General features: G+C 50.4%; 20 protein-coding genes. 5 read left to right on the plus strand and 15 right to left on the minus strand.

Annotated features, from left to right (window positions below):
• Positions 1-143: 143 nt before the first annotated feature.
• From ACJJIT_RS12030 to ACJJIT_RS12045, 4 genes are all read right to left on the minus strand, one after another.
• Positions 144-518: a hypothetical protein gene (locus ACJJIT_RS12030; RefSeq protein WP_252085423.1), complete on the minus strand. Its 375-nt coding sequence runs from the start codon at positions 516-518 to the stop codon at positions 144-146.
• Positions 511-1,065 carry a sigma-70 family RNA polymerase sigma factor gene (locus tag ACJJIT_RS12035; RefSeq protein ID WP_252085422.1) on the minus strand — a complete coding sequence of 185 codons (555 nt, stop codon included), beginning with the start codon at positions 1,063-1,065 and terminating at the stop codon, positions 511-513. Before ACJJIT_RS12035 ends, ACJJIT_RS12030 begins: the two co-directional genes overlap by 8 nt.
• Positions 1,066-1,075: 10 nt before the next feature.
• The gene (locus ACJJIT_RS12040) at positions 1,076-1,876 is read right to left on the minus strand and encodes a DUF6249 domain-containing protein (RefSeq protein ID WP_444898545.1); all 801 of its coding nucleotides are present in this window, start codon (positions 1,874-1,876) and stop codon (positions 1,076-1,078) included.
• Positions 1,877-1,941: 65 nt separating this feature from the next.
• A complete protein-coding gene (locus tag ACJJIT_RS12045) occupies positions 1,942-2,229 on the minus strand; it encodes a hypothetical protein (protein ID WP_444898546.1) in 288 nt (95 codons plus the stop codon).
• A 177-nt stretch (positions 2,230-2,406) separates the two neighbouring features.
• Between ACJJIT_RS12045 and ACJJIT_RS12050 the strand changes: the two genes are divergently transcribed.
• From ACJJIT_RS12050 to ACJJIT_RS12060, 3 genes are all read left to right on the plus strand, one after another.
• Positions 2,407-3,012 (plus strand): DUF924 family protein, encoded by a 606-nt coding sequence (locus tag ACJJIT_RS12050; RefSeq protein ID WP_444898547.1) that lies wholly within the window; start codon positions 2,407-2,409, stop codon positions 3,010-3,012.
• Positions 3,012-3,629, plus strand: a complete 618-nt coding sequence (locus tag ACJJIT_RS12055; protein ID WP_444898548.1) for a LysE family translocator — start codon at positions 3,012-3,014, stop codon at positions 3,627-3,629. Before ACJJIT_RS12050 ends, ACJJIT_RS12055 begins: the two co-directional genes overlap by 1 nt.
• Positions 3,630-3,973: 344 nt before the next feature.
• Complete coding sequence (locus ACJJIT_RS12060; protein WP_252085417.1) at positions 3,974-4,270, plus strand: YebG family protein; 297 nt, start codon at positions 3,974-3,976, stop codon at positions 4,268-4,270.
• 170 nt (positions 4,271-4,440) lie between these two features.
• Here the strand turns inward: ACJJIT_RS12060 and ACJJIT_RS12065 are convergent, their stop codons facing one another.
• From ACJJIT_RS12065 to ACJJIT_RS12075, 3 genes are all read right to left on the minus strand, one after another.
• Positions 4,441-4,836, minus strand: coding sequence for an MAPEG family protein (locus ACJJIT_RS12065; protein ID WP_444888626.1), 396 nt, complete (start codon positions 4,834-4,836; stop codon positions 4,441-4,443).
• Positions 4,837-5,003: 167 nt separating this feature from the next.
• The gene (locus ACJJIT_RS12070) at positions 5,004-6,305 is read right to left on the minus strand and encodes an amidohydrolase family protein (RefSeq protein ID WP_444898549.1); all 1,302 of its coding nucleotides are present in this window, start codon (positions 6,303-6,305) and stop codon (positions 5,004-5,006) included.
• Entirely contained in the window at positions 6,302-7,714 is a 1,413-nt protein-coding gene (locus ACJJIT_RS12075) for an amidohydrolase (RefSeq protein ID WP_444885393.1), read from the minus strand. Before ACJJIT_RS12075 ends, ACJJIT_RS12070 begins: the two co-directional genes overlap by 4 nt.
• A 318-nt stretch (positions 7,715-8,032) precedes the next feature.
• On the opposite strand from ACJJIT_RS12075, the gene ACJJIT_RS12080 reads away from it, so the two are divergent.
• Positions 8,033-9,667 (plus strand): response regulator, encoded by a 1,635-nt coding sequence (locus ACJJIT_RS12080; RefSeq protein WP_444885394.1) that lies wholly within the window; start codon positions 8,033-8,035, stop codon positions 9,665-9,667.
• A gap of 102 nt (positions 9,668-9,769) precedes the next feature.
• Here ACJJIT_RS12080 and ACJJIT_RS12085 read toward each other — a convergent pair whose 3' ends face one another.
• From ACJJIT_RS12085 to ACJJIT_RS12115, 7 genes are read right to left on the minus strand one after another with little or no spacing between them, the layout of a single operon-like run.
• Positions 9,770-10,936 (minus strand): glutathionylspermidine synthase family protein, encoded by a 1,167-nt coding sequence (locus ACJJIT_RS12085; protein ID WP_444898550.1) that lies wholly within the window; start codon positions 10,934-10,936, stop codon positions 9,770-9,772.
• A 3-nt stretch (positions 10,937-10,939) separates the two neighbouring features.
• Complete coding sequence (locus tag ACJJIT_RS12090) at positions 10,940-11,563, minus strand: DUF1190 domain-containing protein (RefSeq protein WP_252085411.1); 624 nt, start codon at positions 11,561-11,563, stop codon at positions 10,940-10,942.
• 12 nt (positions 11,564-11,575) lie between these two features.
• Positions 11,576-11,992, minus strand: coding sequence for a DUF350 domain-containing protein (locus ACJJIT_RS12095; protein WP_444898551.1), 417 nt, complete (start codon positions 11,990-11,992; stop codon positions 11,576-11,578).
• A 15-nt stretch (positions 11,993-12,007) separates the two neighbouring features.
• The gene (locus ACJJIT_RS12100) at positions 12,008-12,661 is read right to left on the minus strand and encodes a YjfK family protein (protein WP_252085409.1); all 654 of its coding nucleotides are present in this window, start codon (positions 12,659-12,661) and stop codon (positions 12,008-12,010) included.
• Complete coding sequence (locus ACJJIT_RS12105) at positions 12,646-13,719, minus strand: potassium channel protein (protein ID WP_252085408.1); 1,074 nt, start codon at positions 13,717-13,719, stop codon at positions 12,646-12,648. The genes ACJJIT_RS12100 and ACJJIT_RS12105 overlap by 16 nt, the downstream gene beginning before the upstream one ends.
• Positions 13,720-13,723: 4 nt before the next feature.
• A complete protein-coding gene (locus ACJJIT_RS12110) occupies positions 13,724-14,419 on the minus strand; it encodes a PspA/IM30 family protein (protein ID WP_252085407.1) in 696 nt (231 codons plus the stop codon).
• Complete coding sequence (locus ACJJIT_RS12115; RefSeq protein WP_444885397.1) at positions 14,416-14,820, minus strand: DUF2170 family protein; 405 nt, start codon at positions 14,818-14,820, stop codon at positions 14,416-14,418. The genes ACJJIT_RS12110 and ACJJIT_RS12115 overlap by 4 nt, the downstream gene beginning before the upstream one ends.
• Before the next feature lie 148 nt (positions 14,821-14,968).
• Between ACJJIT_RS12115 and ACJJIT_RS12120 the strand changes: the two genes are divergently transcribed.
• A complete protein-coding gene (locus tag ACJJIT_RS12120; protein WP_252085405.1) occupies positions 14,969-15,274 on the plus strand; it encodes a DUF6471 domain-containing protein in 306 nt (101 codons plus the stop codon).
• 101 nt (positions 15,275-15,375) lie between these two features.
• Here ACJJIT_RS12120 and ACJJIT_RS12125 read toward each other — a convergent pair whose 3' ends face one another.
• Entirely contained in the window at positions 15,376-15,678 is a 303-nt protein-coding gene (locus ACJJIT_RS12125) for a hypothetical protein (protein ID WP_252085404.1), read from the minus strand.
• Positions 15,679-15,706 lie beyond the last annotated feature (28 nt).

Raw genomic sequence — 15,706 nt, forward strand, 5'->3', positions numbered from 1 at the left:
AGTTATAAAAGACATCGGGCTTTTGAAGAGAGGAATCTCCAAGCCCATAGAAGCCTGGGGGTATAAGGTATAATAGTCCGCCTCTAATTCATCATTAGAGGCGGCACAGATTTTGTGTGGTGTGCTTCCCCGCTACAAGATGATCAGCGACGAGCGGCAAAGATACCGCCGGCCATCACTACCAACGAGGAGAGCATTCCCACACCAACCAAACTATAAAGACTGATAGACTGGCGCGCGGCTTCGTTAAGCACTTCGCCAAAAGGAAATTGCCAGGCAACAATACCCGAAGCCGCCAGCACAGCGATGTATTGAACGCGACTGGCGCGACGTTCGTTCTTCTTGGAGGGCATTGGCAATTTTGCCATGACGCTCTCGCAGAAACCGTCATCGTCCAGGTAGGGCTCATCGAACTGCAGCTGCTCTGCCAGCCAAGCATCAAATTGTGGGTCTTTGCCCTCTATAGTTAAATCGCCCAAGGCGCCACCCTTTGTGTTGCGCTGTTCAAAGTTAACCATTGACCACCTCCTCGCGCCACGGCTGCAACAAGCTCTGTAGCTTTGCTCGCGCGCGGTTGACATGGGATTTTACCGTACCTAGCGGCAACTTCATAATACTTGCCGCTTCCTCATGGGAGAAGCCCCGCTGCATGCACAAGTGTATCGCCTGGCGTTGGGCATCGCTTAAAGAGTCCATTGCGGAGTTCAGGTCCCGGGCCATCCCCAGGCGCTGAGACTCTTCAACCGACTCTTCCGCCTGGGCCCGATCGACCGCCTCCTGATCCACTTCTGGGGCGTTCTTGCGTTTGTGGCTCATGACGAGATTGTAGGCGATCCGGTACAACCAGGTGCTAAAGCGGGCATCTCCCCGAAATGCCGGCAGCGCCTTATAGGCCTTAATAAAGGCCTCTTGCGCCATATCATCGGCCAGGCCCTGATCGCCATCACACAGCTTGCGGAGCGAGAATCGCAGCTGGGATTGATAGCGACGCACCAGCTGGGCATATGCCCGCTGGTCCCCGTCTTTGACGGTGCGCCTGATCAAATCCTCATCATTGAGGTCCATATTTCGGTCCCTACGCCTGCTTAGTATCGAGCTTCCAGTTGATAAAGCGGGCCAGGCCGATAAACAGTGGGATCAAGCCCAGACTACCTACCCCAAATCCTGCAAGGGAAGTGAGCCAGATAAACACTGCAGCACCCACTGCGATTAAAGTAATCCCTCTGTCCCCAGTATTCTTAGGGCTGTTATCTTCCAGCATATCCAACATCTCAGGCGGCACATCCCGACCATCGGCCACCATGTTATTGATATTTTCCATCACCAGCTGTTTCTTCCTGTAGCTATTGCGAGTTACCAGCCACACGATCAACACCGGCATACCGAACACACAAAGTAAGGCCAGAATAGGTAAGGTCACCACTTGGTGGAAACCAGAATCTGATTGAGACTCTTCCCAGCCCTTAAGTGAAGAGTCATATTTTTTTGACAGGCCAATCTGCACATTGTCTGGCACACTATCTAGAGCCTCTTCAGCCACCTGCCCCCGCTCATCGAGAATCCCCTTGCGCTCCAGTTTCTCGATAATACGCTGGCTCAGAGGGCCTCCGAACTCAGCTCCCAAGTCCACCTGGACCTCACTGCGCTCGCCGTCCTCTCCCTGGGTTTTGATGGTGAGCACACCCTCCTCATCACGCATGATGCGTACATGCGTATCTGGCTTAGATGCCTCACTTTCCATTGCCGGCGGCTTTGGCGGGTTGGGTATTGTGCTGCTGTCATCCTGTGCCCAGCTGCCCATCGCGGCAAAAGTAGCTGCCAGCGCCGCCAACCAGTAGGTAGCTACCCGCAGGGATTGTGAATTTCTCGCTCTCATTAGTTACTCTCTAATCGTTGTCTTTCTTGTACTGTTTAACCGTCGGCCCGGGGAAGCCCTGCACGCTACATCACTGTTATGCGGCCTCGGCTGTAAGGTCCGGGGGTGGCGCCTTGGGGAGCTCTCTCCTCGGCAATCCGCACCGGGTAGGGAAGCCCGCTGCCTTCAACCTCACTGCCTGACTTACATTCATTGAGCTTTTGCATAAAGTGCTGGTCTGTTTTCTCAGTGAGCTGACGATGAATATCATCCACCGAGAATCCCAGCTCCGCCGCTCCGGCCTGCATGCCGCCAAGCGCCAAAATCAGTACGGCGCAAAATTGTACCTTCTTAAATGATCCCGCAGTAAACATTGTGACCTCCAGATCGCTTTTCCTTGTACACCTCTATGACGGAGCCAGAATTGATTTTGGATGCAGGCGCAAAAATATTTTTTTAAAAATTTTGTGAGAGGACTTCTTCCTATGGCTACTGGACCAATAAGTACAAAGGTCGCAATAATCGGCCTGTAACCATTGGGGAGCGCGTAGATGACCGGTATTAAGGAAATACTGATCTTTTGGTTTGGTGATCCCGCTTTAAATTACCGCCCTACACCTGAACGGCAGAAGCGGTGGTTTTCGGCAGACCCAAAGCTGGACAAGCAAATGGCTGAAGACTTTACCGAGATCACCAATATGGCCCTTGAGGGAAAGCTGGATCACTGGCGTCAAAGTCTGGAGGGCGAGCTGGCCCTGTTGCTGTTATGCGATCAATTCGCCCGCAATATCCACCGCGGTAACTCTCTGGCCTTTAAGGGGGACCCACTGGCTCTCGATATCACCGAGTCGATTCTACAGAGGGCAGATGAGCAAAAACTTGGGCTGTTTCAGCAGATTTTTGTCGGCATGCCTCTTGAGCACAGTGAAAACTCCGCTATCCAACAGCGCTCCGTGGCATACTTCGCCCAGTTGCAGAAGCAGTACGGGGATGATGAGTCCATCGCCCCTTATCTCGCCACCCACTATCGATACGCCCTGGCCCACCAGGCGATTATCGAGCAGTTTGGCCGCTATCCGCATCGCAATGCGGCCTTAGGCCGCAATTCCACTGAAGAAGAAAAGCACTGGCTGGCACAAGGGGGCGGCTTTAAATAATGGATTTACTCGGATGGTTATCACTTGCAGGTATCTGTGCCCTAGGCGCAATGTCACCAGGCCCTAGCCTGCTTATCGTAATGCGCTGTTCCGCCTCCGGTCTTCAGCAGGGCCTCGCCAGCGCCATTGCGCACGGCGCCGGCGTTGCCGTTTACGCTGCGCTGACAGCCTTTGGCCTCGCAGTACTGATTACCAGCTCTCCACTACTATTCAGTATTCTGCAATGGGCCGGTGCAGCCATGTTGGTATACCTGGGCTGGAAGGCCTTCCGAGCCCCGGCTCCCGGCTCGGGAACAACCCAGTTGGAAGCCCCCCACATGAGTGTTCGCCGCTCGATCGTACAAGGTTTCGGGGTGGCCTTCTTTAATCCCAAGATCGCGGTATTCTTTACTGCCCTATTTAGCCAGTTCGTATCTGAGCAGCAGGCTCTCACGACCAAGCTCGGAATGGCTGCCATGGTTTCAGGAGTCGATACACTCTGGTATTGCATCGTTGCCCTGGCAGTTCATGCCAGCCGCAAACGTCAACTGGTTAGCAAGCACCTCGGCCACCGCATCCAGCAGCTGTTTGGTCTGCTCCTGATTGGCTTGGCCGCACGTTTGGTATTCACTATTTAGTGGGTAGGACCTAAGCACCACCTCCGTAGAGGCGTGCCAAAATCGAAACTTTCCCCCGTAAGAATGATGATTAGGCACTCCAAAAAAAACAGGCCCGCAAACGGGCCTGCACAGTGCGGAGGTTGCAGCCTGGATGCCTGGGGGGAGTACATCCGGCTGCAGTGGCGCATTATGACAGTTACGACAGCTTCCTAAAGACGAATCATCGCAATAGCAACTCTCTTGAGCGCAACGAAACCTCCGCCACTTCAGTTCCAACCACCATTGACACTGAATATTTATACAGTTACCGTATAGCCATACAAGCAAACTGGAATGTCTTAAAGGCAATTGGGAGGCATATCATGGCCGTAGTAGCTGTTTGGAAATGCGATCGAGACGGAGCAATGTTCGACAACAAAAAAGATGCTGAAGAACACGATAAGATGCTGGAGCTTGCAGCCAACATTACCACGCTCATTGAGCGCAGTATTGAAGGTATTGATGAGCAGGTGAGCGAAGAGATCGGCCTGTTGCTGGCCAAGCGTCGCGATGCCCTGGCCAAAGCCTGCAAAGGCAAACCAGAAGTTCTGCTGGAAGAAGATGAGAGCGGTGAAGAGTCCTCCGACGAGACCGTTACTCCCTTTGCTGCAAACCAGTAAAACTGCCAGAAGAAATTTTCTGGTAGTAATTTAAAGTTTCATCCCTGTACTCTGCCCGGTTCAACCGGGCTTTTTTGCTGGGCTTCAGTATTTAGCTGAAGCCTCCCACCGCATAAAGATCGTTAATCGTTCCAGATCACCTAAAAAATCCTCTATTGCGACAAGCGCTTTTACAGAGATCTTATCGATATCACAATATTGATCACTGCGAGTATTAATATCACCAGCCAACTGATTAATGTGCCCCAAAAGCGTCCGGCATGGGTACCTCCCTTACCCGCTGTCAGGCCATAAGCGTGGAAAATGCGGGATAGAAAAAAGGCGATTCCAAAGACATGCAACCACAGTGCAGATAAGCCCCCTAGCTCCGCAAGCAACAAGAGCAATAATGCGATGGGGGTATATTCAACCGCATTCGCGTGCACGCGCACACGAATCTCATTATGACGATCCTCGCCAGTGCCAATACCTACTCGCTTAGTGCGACGAAATTGAACGACCCGGCCTGCCAAGTAGATAATGAGGATTGCACAGAGGCTGGCATACAGCGCTGTAATATTTACCATGGCATTTTCCTTTTTCTTATTAATACGAGATGTAAATATATCTCTATCACCACACAGCTCACCACACCAATGCTAAACAAGTGGCTGGACCTTTTTGTTCATTTTTCGTCACACAAAAAAAGAGCGGGCTTTGCCCGCTCTTCATCTGCTCACAAACTAAGCACTAGTTAATTGCGATAGCCAAAGTCGTGCCCCTTGCTCGGCTTAAGATGACGATCGCGCAGGCGGGTTGAACGAGTAACCAAAGATTGGGGCTCCCCCTCAATCAGTACCTGTTCAGGGTAGCTGGTTACTTCCAGTGGATCACCGCTCCAAACTACAATATCAGCATCGGCCCCTTTCTCCAGGGTACCGCCACTAAGGCTAAAGATATCTGCCACATTTGTACTGATAGACTTCAGAGCCTCCTCGTGGGACAACCCGTGGGCAACAGCATTACCAGCAGACTGACGTGAGAGGTATACATTGTGGGTAGAAGCGTAGTCGGGACCACTAATGGCAACTTTCACACCAGCTTTGGTTAACAAAGCAGCATTATCCAGGCGGGCGCCAAGGCTGGAGAAAGAAATGGGCAGGTTGTTAATCGCATCAATCACGACAGGCACCTGAGCTTGGGCCAGCTGCTCCGCCACCATCCAACCTTCAGCCGCCCCCAGCAGCACCAGCTTTACATTGTAAGTCTTAGCCAACTCAATAGCCGCAAGGATATCGCTGGCACGATTAGCTGTAATTAATAGCGGTTCCGTTCCATTAATCACCGGCTGTAAGGCCTCGAGATCCGCAAGACTATAATTCAGCTCTCGCCACTCTCCCAGACGAATCGCTGCACGATTGTCACGGTACTCCTTAGCCTCATTCAAGGCATTCTCAATTTTCGCATAGGCGTTTGCACGGCTACCACCGGCCAGTTGAGCACCGGCCTCACCCAAATAAGCCTTCTGGGCAACATCTTCCGCCTCGACACTATCGAACTCACCATTGAGTTTGATAGCAAAGCCACGTCCGGCAAACACTCTCTGGGCCTCTACCGCAGCGCTATCCCAAGTATTGATAGCTGGAAACACCACAGCGCTGGTAACACCACCAGCCCGGTTAAAAGGGATCAATGTAGATTTGGGGTTGTATGCGGGTACAGGATTGAAGGCGCTGCCGATACTCTCACCAGTTACCGCATGGTCGTTGGTGCCACTGGCTGCGCTGATCTCCACCAGTCCCAATTCAGAAATGGGTGCAATAACTCCAGGAGTCACCACCTTGCCTTTCGCATCAATTACCCGATCGGCAGGCATATTCAGCGAGGGAGCCACCTGCTCCACTTTACCGTCCACTACCAGCACATCGGCAGATTCCAGTGTGCCCATATCAGCCAGGGTGTGTACCTTGCCGCCCTTAATCAGGATACTTTGCGCCTGAGCCCCTGCTGTCAAAACCCCCAGGGCCAGCGCATAGAATACAGCTATTTTTTTCACAGTCGCTCTCCCTCTGCATTGAGAATACCAAGCTCAAAATCACTGCGCGGTTGGCGCTTTTTATCGGAGCGATCGTACATCAGCTCCCCATCGATAAAGACCTGATCAACATGGGTATAAACACTGAACGGGTTGCCAGACCAAATAACAACATCGGCCATCTTACCCTTCTCAAGGCTGCCGGTTTGCTTATCGATACCCAGTGCCTTAGCGGGGTTCATGGTCATCCAGGTCACAGCATCCTTTGGCTGAATATCGAAACCTGCGCGCTGACCTGCAGTCATCGCTTTAGCAACTTCTTCATTCAGGTGCTGAACGCCCACACCGGAATCCGAGTGAATCATCGCACAGGCCTTGGCCTGATCGACGATAGCAATATTTGCCTCTGTCATATCGAAGGCTTCGTGCTTAAAGCCCCACCAGTCAGCCCACATCGCAGCACATACATTGTTCTCCGCCAGCAGGTCGGCGACTTTGTATGCTTCTACTGCGTGGTGGAACGTAGAGATCTGGAAATCGAACTCCTTGGCAACATCCATCATCACCGCCATTTCCTCTCCGCGATAACAGTGATTGTGTACCAGGATATCGCCGTTCAGAACGCCTGCCAGGGTCTCTAGGCCAAGGTCTCGCTCTGGTTCATCTCCACCCTTCTCTACATATTCCTCCCACTTCTTCTTATAATTGCTGGCCTCAATCCAGGCATTGCGGTAGCCAGCTACATTACCCATGCGGGTTGAAGGGGAAGTACCTTTACCACCATAAACACGCTTAGGGTTCTCGCCACAGGCCATCTTCAGACCGTAGGGCGCACCGGGAAATTTCATGTCCTGTACGCTGCGACCCGGTACATTTTTGAGGGTTACACTGCGGCCACCGAACAAGTTGGCAGAGCCCGGTAGGATCTGCAATGTGGTCACACCGCCAGCCAGGGCTAAGGGGAACTGGGGATCCTGTGTCCATACAGAGTGTTCCGCCCATACCTGCGCGGTGTTGGGGGATGTCATCTCATTGCCATCCTGAGAGGACTCAATAGAGGGGGCGGGATAATCTCCCAGGTGAGAGTGCACATCGATAATTCCGGGGGTCACCCACTTACCTTTGCCATCGACAACCAAGGCGTCCTTGGGAGCCTCAAGATCTTGACCGATCTTTGCAATCTTTCCGCCTTTCAATAATAGGTCTGTGTTCTCTAATTGCTCCCCAGTCCCAGTAAGCAAAGTGGCATCCTGAATCAGCACCGGCCGGGACTGAGTAACAGAATAAGTTGAAGGGAAAGCATCCAGGCGAGCAAAATCCAGAGATCTCTGCTCACTCCCGGCTTTCTTCTCTCCGCAGGCAGACACCAACAGCGAGGCACAAAGCAAAGCCGCGATGCCGCGCCCGAAAACTCGAGAATGCAGCTGCATAGTTATTCATCCAATGGTTTTGAAGATGGCGGTGAATGCTATCAGTTTGTCTGACCTTAGCCACTACTTAGAGAAGAAAAGTTCGCTTCTGAGAAGAAAAGCCCCAAAGAATTAACGAGAAACTCGTCTGCTCTGCAAGTGGATACCCATCACATTTGAATAAACACACAATTACAAAAGGGTTTATAAATGTCGGCATGTCAGCAAAGACTGCAAACCAGCCCTTAAAAGGCCCCAGGTTCCCTATATACTTTTTTGTTTCCACATGATGCAGTTTCTGGTGAAAAAATACTCAATAATTATTCCGGAGGAGAATAGGTGATCAAGGAAAACAGCTTGCCGGTATTCCCCACATCCACTTATGTCACCAGTAGCCAAAGCCGGGATTCCCAGCAAGTCTATGAGGCTTTACGTAAAAGTGAAGAGCGCTATCGCGAACTGGTTGAGCATGCGAATTCCATCATTATGCGCTGCGACAGGCACGGGCGAATCACCTCTTTTAATGAATATGCTCAACAACTTTTTGGCTACTCTGAAGCAGAAATTATTGGGCGGCACCTGATCGGCACCATAGTGCCCGCCTGCGAGTCCAGCGGCCGGGATCTACGTCAACTCATTCAACATGTTTGCGATAATCCACAAGAACATCGCTACAACATTAACGAGAACATCACCAAGTCTGGCAAGAGGGTTTGGATTGCCTGGACTAATAAAATCCTTTCAGATGAAAGTGGCTGCCCAACAGGCATACTCAGTATTGGAACCGATATCACCAAACAGCGCCTGCTGGAGGAGGAGTTGCGTCAAGCACAAAAAATGCAGGCTATTGGCGAGCTAGCCGGCGGCATCGCACATGACTTCAACAATATGATTCATGGAATCAGTGGTTATGCCGAGGTTATCCAGCAGATAGCGGAAGATCCCCGTATCAGCGAATACACTAATCATATACTCACTACTGCCCGCCATGCCGCTGAGCTGACTAAGCAGCTGCTTACCTTTGCTCGCAAAGGTAACTATCAACTGAAAGATTGCAATACCCATGAGATCACCCGCGATGTCTGTGCCATGCTTGAGCGCACCATTGATCGGCGTATTCGCGTTGAACAGCAACTAGAAGCTGGCCGGCCTCATGTAGTCGGCGATCCCGCCCAGTTGAAAAGTGCATTATTAAATATCGGCATCAACGCCAAGGATGCCATGCCGAGTGGAGGCACTCTGCGTTTTAGTAGTAGTAATATTACCTTTGAAAAAATTACTACTATCGCAGATTTTGAAGTGCAACCTGGTCATTACCTGTTAATCACCATTCGCGATAATGGTACAGGTATGCCCCCTGAAGTGCGCCGCAGAATTTTTGAGCCTTTCTTCACCACTAAGGAATGCGGCCGGGGTGCCGGACTGGGTCTCGCCGCAGTGCATGGCACCATCCATTTGCATAAGGGGGCCATACAATGCCATAGCATTGAGGGAGAGGGCAGCACCTTTAATTTGTACCTGCCGATTGCCGAAGCAAAAGTAAGTAGACTGCAAAAACAAACTGTACCGCAATCTGCCAAACGCCAACTTCGTATTATGGTGGTGGACGATGAAGCCATTGTCCGCAGCTATTCGAAAACACTCTTTGAAATGAATGGCCACAGCGTAACCACTTTCGCTTCGGCGGAACAGGCGATCACCTATTACCGACAGCATTACGATCAGGTAGACCTGGTGATTCTCGATATGATTATGCCCGGAATGGATGGCCAGGAACTATTCGCCTTTCTGCAGCGCATCAACCCGGAGGTGAAAGCATTGCTTTCAACCGGGTTTAGTGTCGATAGCAAAGTCCAGGAAGTTATCAAAGATGGGGTTCTCGACTGTATCCAAAAACCTTTTACTTACGATAGGCTCAGCAACAAAATTGAGGAATTGATTTTAAGCGGGCAACTGATAACAACAGCGCTTTGAATATCTAAAATGACTTGTGTCTTAAAGCAAAAAAGCCATTTACTCTATGAAAATGACACACTTACACGAATACTTGCCAGAGAAATTACTCTGGCAAGTATTTTAAAGGATAATATGCGGAAGGTAGCGACTCATGTCCTGAGTTATAAGATTACTATCCTCGCGAATTGAAATACCCGCAGCCATATCATCCACTAGCCAGCTACCCACCAGGGTAAAACTCTGACCAAACTTCGGCAGTGGATGCATAGCCTGATAGATAAAGCCCTCTTCTCCATAGGGCCCATCCGAAAGCGATTGCACATCTTCTCCGCGTACTACTGAAATATTGGCTCCCTCACGGGAGAAAATGGGCTTCTTAACCAGCTCCGAATAGCCCTCAGCTTTATCCAGCTCATCTTCGAAAAATGAAGGTAGTAAGTTGGGGTGCCCAGGAAACAACTTCCACAACATGGGCAGGAGTGCTTTATTGGATAATATCGCCTTCCAGGGTGGTTCCAACCAACGTACGTTATTGCCCCCCAACAGAGAGCCAAATTCCTCGCGGAACATAAACTCCCAAGGGTACAGTTTGAACATCCAGGTAATTACCTGATCGTCTAAATCGGTAAAATCTCCCTGCGCATCACAACCAATATCTTCGATAAATACAAAATGATTAGTGATGCCGGCTTCATTGGCACAATCTTGCAAATATTGAACCGTACCGCGGTCTTCTACCGTATCTTTGCAACAGGCAAAATGTAGTTCTCGACCAGGGGTCAGGAACTGTACATCGCGAAAGCGATTAACCAGCTTTTCCTGCAGGCTGTTAAATTGATCAGACTGTAGGGGAAGTGCCCTCCTATCTACATTATCCTGCAACCAAAGCCACTGCCAAAATCCCGTTTCATATAGGCTGGTAGGCGTGTCGGCGTTATTCTCATAAAGTTTGGCCGGACCCTGCCCCGAATAGGCAAAATCCAAGCGAGAATAAAGGCTGGGGTCACCATTTTTCCAGGAATCGCGGACAAAATCCCAGTGCTGCTCCGGTATGCGGAAGCGCCTTAACAACGCCTCATCCTCAAGCACCTTAGCGACAACATCCAGGCACATTGCATGGATTTCTTCGGTGGGATCCTCAATATCCTGCTCTATCTGTTCCAAAGTGAACTGATAGTAAGCAGTTTCATCCCAGTATGGCTCCCCATACATGGTGTGAAAATGAAAACCAAACTCTTGCGCCCGCTCTTTCCAGCGCGGGCGCTCACCGATCGGCAACCTCAGCACCAATCAGCCCCCCCAGCTTCGGGAGCGACTGCTACTAGAGCGTCCGCCACCCCAGTTAGATTTGGCTGAAGCGACTGCACCAAAGCCCCCGCGTGAAACCGTCTTGGTAACTTTGGGCTTGGGATCCATCGCAGTCTTATCTACGGTATAGGAGTTTTTACCGTAGCGACCGATAACCTGACCATCAGCGGTCATCAGGCGATCATAATAGCGGGAGCCGGAGGCAGAATAACGGTATACCGGGTTGTAATGACCGTAGGAGTGATAGCGCCGGTCATTATCATTCAATATGGAGGCGACCATAAAACCGGTCATCAGTGGCATCCAAAAACCGCTGCTACTCTCGCGACAACTACCGAACTCCGTCTCGCACTGGGACAAATTGGCATATTTGGGCCCAGTCCGCTCAGCTTCCGCGAGGGCCTTCTGGTAGGCCGCCTCACATTGGGCTTCATCGAGCTGTGTATTATTCACACAGTCCTCGACAGAGGACACCACCTTAACCTCTTCATCGGAGGAGCAGCCCACAAGAGCCACGGTGATACCCATAGCCAGGGGGCGTAAAACAAAACTTGCCCCCCTGCCCTTGCGCATCCGCGCAAGATTAATATTTTTACTACGCTTCATCCTCACCTCCGCTTAATAGCTCATGCAAGCCGCGTTGAGGACACCAACAGAAATAGTGGTAGCTGCCAGCATAATACCCGCGCTAACTTCACCGTCTTCAATACGCTCAACAATACGTGGCATAAAGCCAAAACGAATAATCGCAAAGGCAATAAGCTGAGCGATTAGAGCAACCACTGCCCAAGTGGCAAAGTCAATAATGGAAACAGAGTTACTGGCAGCGCCGCCAACAGCAATGGCAAAACCCATCACCGCACCACCAAATCCAATGGCAGCGGCTGCGTTTTTGTCTTCACGGATCAACTTCCATTCGTCATGGGGTGTCACTAGTGCATAAAGAAATTTAAACGCGATTAAAAATACCAGTGACAGGCCAAAATAGGCCGCAAAATGGAGGATACCAGTCATCAAATCGTAGGGCTGGTCCATTAATACATCTCCTTATTATCCGTGAATAGTCAGCTGTGATGGTGTCAAAGTTATACCGGTACTAATCACCAGACTGCGACTCAGGTAACCTGCGTCCTCCTCTTTCTCTTCCGCTGAAAGGAACAGGGATTCGGTACGCTGATCGGACAAATCGCGTTCGAAAAGCATGGTGAATTGGTCGGTGAGGGAATAGTCCCCATCGGCATCATAGGTCTTCTCGGCCATATGCACCGGGTTGTGATAATCACCAGTAGCAGTCCAGACTCTCTGATAGTTACGGTCCTGCAATTGGTAATTAGCCGCACCGATTTCCTGCTTTAGAAGCCTGTCCCAAACCTGCTGATTGGCGACATCGAGGGTATCGTAAAAGTGAAACAGCTTTACGTCTACTACATGCTCATCACTTTGACCGCCTTCTGCCACAACCTGTAGCCAGGCATCGTCATCAGTATAAAACCGATAAACCCAGGCTCCATCGAGCTCTACAATTCCGGCGGCTTTGATAATCTGCGTTGGAGAACAGGATTCAATCGTGAGTTCATCCAGTATCAGGCGAATAGCCAATGGGTCCAGTTCAAAACTTGCGCCGAGTCGCAATCCCATAATTTCCGGGGTTTTCACCTTTGGAATATCTTTACCTTTGAGTTTGTCAATCAGCTTGGTAAACACGTACCTGTCCCCTCTCCTTCATTCATTTTTATATCGAAGCAGCGCTTTTCTGTAAGCCGCTTAGCAGAAATGTAATAGAGCATATCCCCCCTGTTCACCTCATCGGTCAACGCGGGGTTTACATCAATTTTAACTATTCCCTGACGACGCACGGCAATCAAGGTTGCGGACAAATTCTTTTTGAAATGATCAAACAGAGCAGAAAATAACAAAGGCCGTTCACCCTGATACTCAATACTGTACTGAGTCATTCCATAAGTGCTATCCAGTAGCTGCCGGTGTAATCTGGCAGAACCGGGGTCCAGGGAGGATTTAGCCAGTAATTCCACCGCTACTGAGGGGATGCATTCAATATTCGGGCAGTGTGAGCGCAATAGCTCACCGACATTTTCATCCTGAAAATAGGCTGTTTTATGACTATTGGGACTGAGTTTGTCACAGAACAAAGCTGTGGTGAGCGTGACATCATCCAGGGGATTATCGATAATGATCCGCGCGGCATCGACAAGTGCGGCGCGCTGCATGCTCTCAATATGGGAAAAAGATTCAACCCGAACAAAATCAATTTTACCCGGCATGGGATTCTCGATATCGGCTTCGACACAAAGCACGATATCTGTTGCTGTACCATTGGTTTTCGATAACAGCAGCTCTATCAAACGAAGGGTTCGCGTTCCATTCCAGCCAATTATAACCGTGTGATTTACATGGTTTGTCATGCGCAACCCTCTCTTTCCTCTATGCACAAACTCTGAAATTACAAAGCCCACCTTGGTAAGCACCAAAGCGAATAGACTCAATCCAAAGGGGATCACCCAGGTTGCCACAACCACTTTACCTGCGGGCGTTACCGGCGAGAAATCGCCATAGCCTACTGTGGAAGCAGTCACTATCAGCCAATATATAAAGTTGGCGGGGTCAACAATCTCATGCTCCCCTGCAGCACTGAGTAATAGGTAACTCCCCATTACATAACCCAGCACGCCGACAAGAATGGTTAGTATATTGGCCTTAACAAAAAGCGACGCCAGAAGGCGCCGCACTCGATAAAGTAGCACTGGATCAGGCCTTTTGGCGGCTCGCCAGTAGCTGGGCCAGCTTGTCGCTGCCGCTGACCTGGCCACCGGGCTTAATGCCCGCCGCCTTCAGCTTGGCGTCCAGACCAGAGCCGCTTTCCTCTGTTGCCAGCTCTTCAGCTGCTTCCAGCTCCGCAGCGCGCTCCTGTTGCTTGGTCTTGATACGATCAAGGCTGTCCAGGGCCGTTTTGATTTTGCTGTTAGCCCCCATATGGCGAGAGGAAACGGCTACTTGGGCCTTTTGTACAGATTCGGTGGCCTTGATCTGGTCAATCTGCTGCTCCATACGGCGGACATTAATTTTCGCCTTGGAGATATTCCCTTTCAGGGTACGCTCAGAGTTGATGAAGCCATCCAAGAGGCTCTGTTCCGTTTCGAGTTGAGCTTCCAGCTCAGTAACACGCTCGGCACACTCCAATGCCAGGCTATCATCACCTTTCTCGCTGGCACTGATTGCGTGGTTGCTGTAAGTCTCAATATCGGCTTTTAGAGACTCTACCTTACTTTCTGCCAGCTTACGCTTGGCCATGATTTTAGTCAGGTTCTCATCACAAGCTTTCAATTCGGCCTTTGCCTCCCGCAGTTCTTGATCGAGGATACGGATAGACTGGCTGTCCGCAACGGCTTCAGTTCCTTCATTGACCGCGCCTTTCAAGGCAGTCCAAATTTTTCTCAGGCTCATGCTACACCCTCCATTTCAAAATGATCAGCATATAAATCCAGGAAGTCACCCACATTGGAGAACAGGGTTTCAACTTCTTCAATTACCACTTCGTCCTTACTAGACACAGACAAAGCGCCAAAAGCGACATAGTAACGCTCACCGCCAATCATGGTGATGGCGATCGACGTCAGGGGAACCAGTTGATGAGTCTGGAGAATCAACTCATTAAGGGCGACCACGTCGGCTACCTGGCTGACCGGGAACAAGATGCTCTCGACAACGATCTGCTTCTCACCGACATAAACGAATGCATCGACTCCTTCGTCATTGGAAATACTGAGGCACTCCCCCTCAGATTCCACCACCCATCCGGTGTGGCTTTCCGCCAAATGGCGTAGATTCTCATGGTTCCAGGTCATCTCGACTCCCTCGCTGTGGAATATTAGTCACAAATATAGCATCAAAAAAAAGGCGGTCAATAACTTATTTCAAACTTATGTTGCAAATAATACACACAAAGATAATATTTACCACATAAGTGACATCAACTGTAACGGAGTCGAGCCCATGGACCACAAGCAAAGCCTCAGTAACCAGCAAGCACTGGCTCCGTACAAACAGGCTATCGCCCGCTATGTGCGCGCATCTATGGCTTTGCGGGGTATGCGTTACGGGGATCTCGCCCAGGCCCTGGCCGAAAGAGGGATTTCAATGACCACGGAAAACCTGCGCAGCAAGGTGAGCAAATGCATGTTTTCTGCAGATCTACTGGCAGCCATCATTGATGCCTTATCGGTGGAAGACAGCGCCATGCCTGAAATCCTTAAGCAAGCGCGAGAACTGCAAGATCAAGGACTCAATACCGAACAATAGAGAAGCTATCATGCTCTATCACGCAGTACCAATAGGAAGTAAATCGCTAAACTCGAAGACAGAACATGCTATAAAATCTAGCAACCAGGCCCGCTGAATAGCTAGTAGTGATGGAGCTTATAAACCGGCTCACCGTTACCACACTTACCGACAACCTCTGGTTCAGAGAGTTTGGCTCCTGCCGGTATTATTTTATTGGTTGGCCACCATACAAAACAGGCATAGCGAAAATTGACTGCCCAGTTACAGTAAAGGCGGCCGTCATCCTCCTCATAGAATCGCGCCTGACAAAAGCTTAAGGTCGGGCTTCGCACCCCCTGTTGCTGCTGGGCATCCACAAATATCACATCCACAGCTGCTACGGCAGTCACCCAAAAGCAGGGTATTAATAACCACAATTTCATAGGCGTACTCGGCTAAACTGCAAGCTGA

The sequence above is a fragment of the Microbulbifer mixtoriginis (SeqCode) genome, from assembly GCF_052467515.1.

Excerpts from the sequence above, each read along its gene's own strand:
- ACJJIT_RS12125 (WP_252085404.1), bottom strand. The coding sequence starts at position 15,678 with ATGAAATTGTGGTTATTAATACCCTGCTTTTGGGTGACTGCCGTAGCA.
- ACJJIT_RS12030 (WP_252085423.1), bottom strand. The coding sequence starts at position 518 with ATGGTTAACTTTGAACAGCGCAACACAAAGGGTGGCGCCTTGGGCGAT.
- ACJJIT_RS12060 (WP_252085417.1), top strand. The coding sequence starts at position 3,974 with ATGGCCGTAGTAGCTGTTTGGAAATGCGATCGAGACGGAGCAATGTTC.
- ACJJIT_RS12120 (WP_252085405.1), top strand. The coding sequence starts at position 14,969 with ATGGACCACAAGCAAAGCCTCAGTAACCAGCAAGCACTGGCTCCGTAC.
- ACJJIT_RS12110 (WP_252085407.1), bottom strand. The coding sequence starts at position 14,419 with ATGAGCCTGAGAAAAATTTGGACTGCCTTGAAAGGCGCGGTCAATGAA.
- ACJJIT_RS12065 (WP_444888626.1), bottom strand. The coding sequence starts at position 4,836 with ATGGTAAATATTACAGCGCTGTATGCCAGCCTCTGTGCAATCCTCATT.
- ACJJIT_RS12115 (WP_444885397.1), bottom strand. The coding sequence starts at position 14,820 with ATGACCTGGAACCATGAGAATCTACGCCATTTGGCGGAAAGCCACACC.
- ACJJIT_RS12045 (WP_444898546.1), bottom strand. The coding sequence starts at position 2,229 with ATGTTTACTGCGGGATCATTTAAGAAGGTACAATTTTGCGCCGTACTG.
- ACJJIT_RS12050 (WP_444898547.1), top strand. The coding sequence starts at position 2,407 with ATGACCGGTATTAAGGAAATACTGATCTTTTGGTTTGGTGATCCCGCT.
- ACJJIT_RS12095 (WP_444898551.1), bottom strand. The coding sequence starts at position 11,992 with ATGGACCAGCCCTACGATTTGATGACTGGTATCCTCCATTTTGCGGCC.
- ACJJIT_RS12035 (WP_252085422.1), bottom strand. The coding sequence starts at position 1,065 with ATGGACCTCAATGATGAGGATTTGATCAGGCGCACCGTCAAAGACGGG.
- ACJJIT_RS12075 (WP_444885393.1), bottom strand. The coding sequence starts at position 7,714 with ATGCAGCTGCATTCTCGAGTTTTCGGGCGCGGCATCGCGGCTTTGCTT.
- ACJJIT_RS12055 (WP_444898548.1), top strand. The coding sequence starts at position 3,012 with ATGGATTTACTCGGATGGTTATCACTTGCAGGTATCTGTGCCCTAGGC.
- ACJJIT_RS12040 (WP_444898545.1), bottom strand. The coding sequence starts at position 1,876 with ATGAGAGCGAGAAATTCACAATCCCTGCGGGTAGCTACCTACTGGTTG.
- ACJJIT_RS12090 (WP_252085411.1), bottom strand. The coding sequence starts at position 11,563 with ATGAAGCGTAGTAAAAATATTAATCTTGCGCGGATGCGCAAGGGCAGG.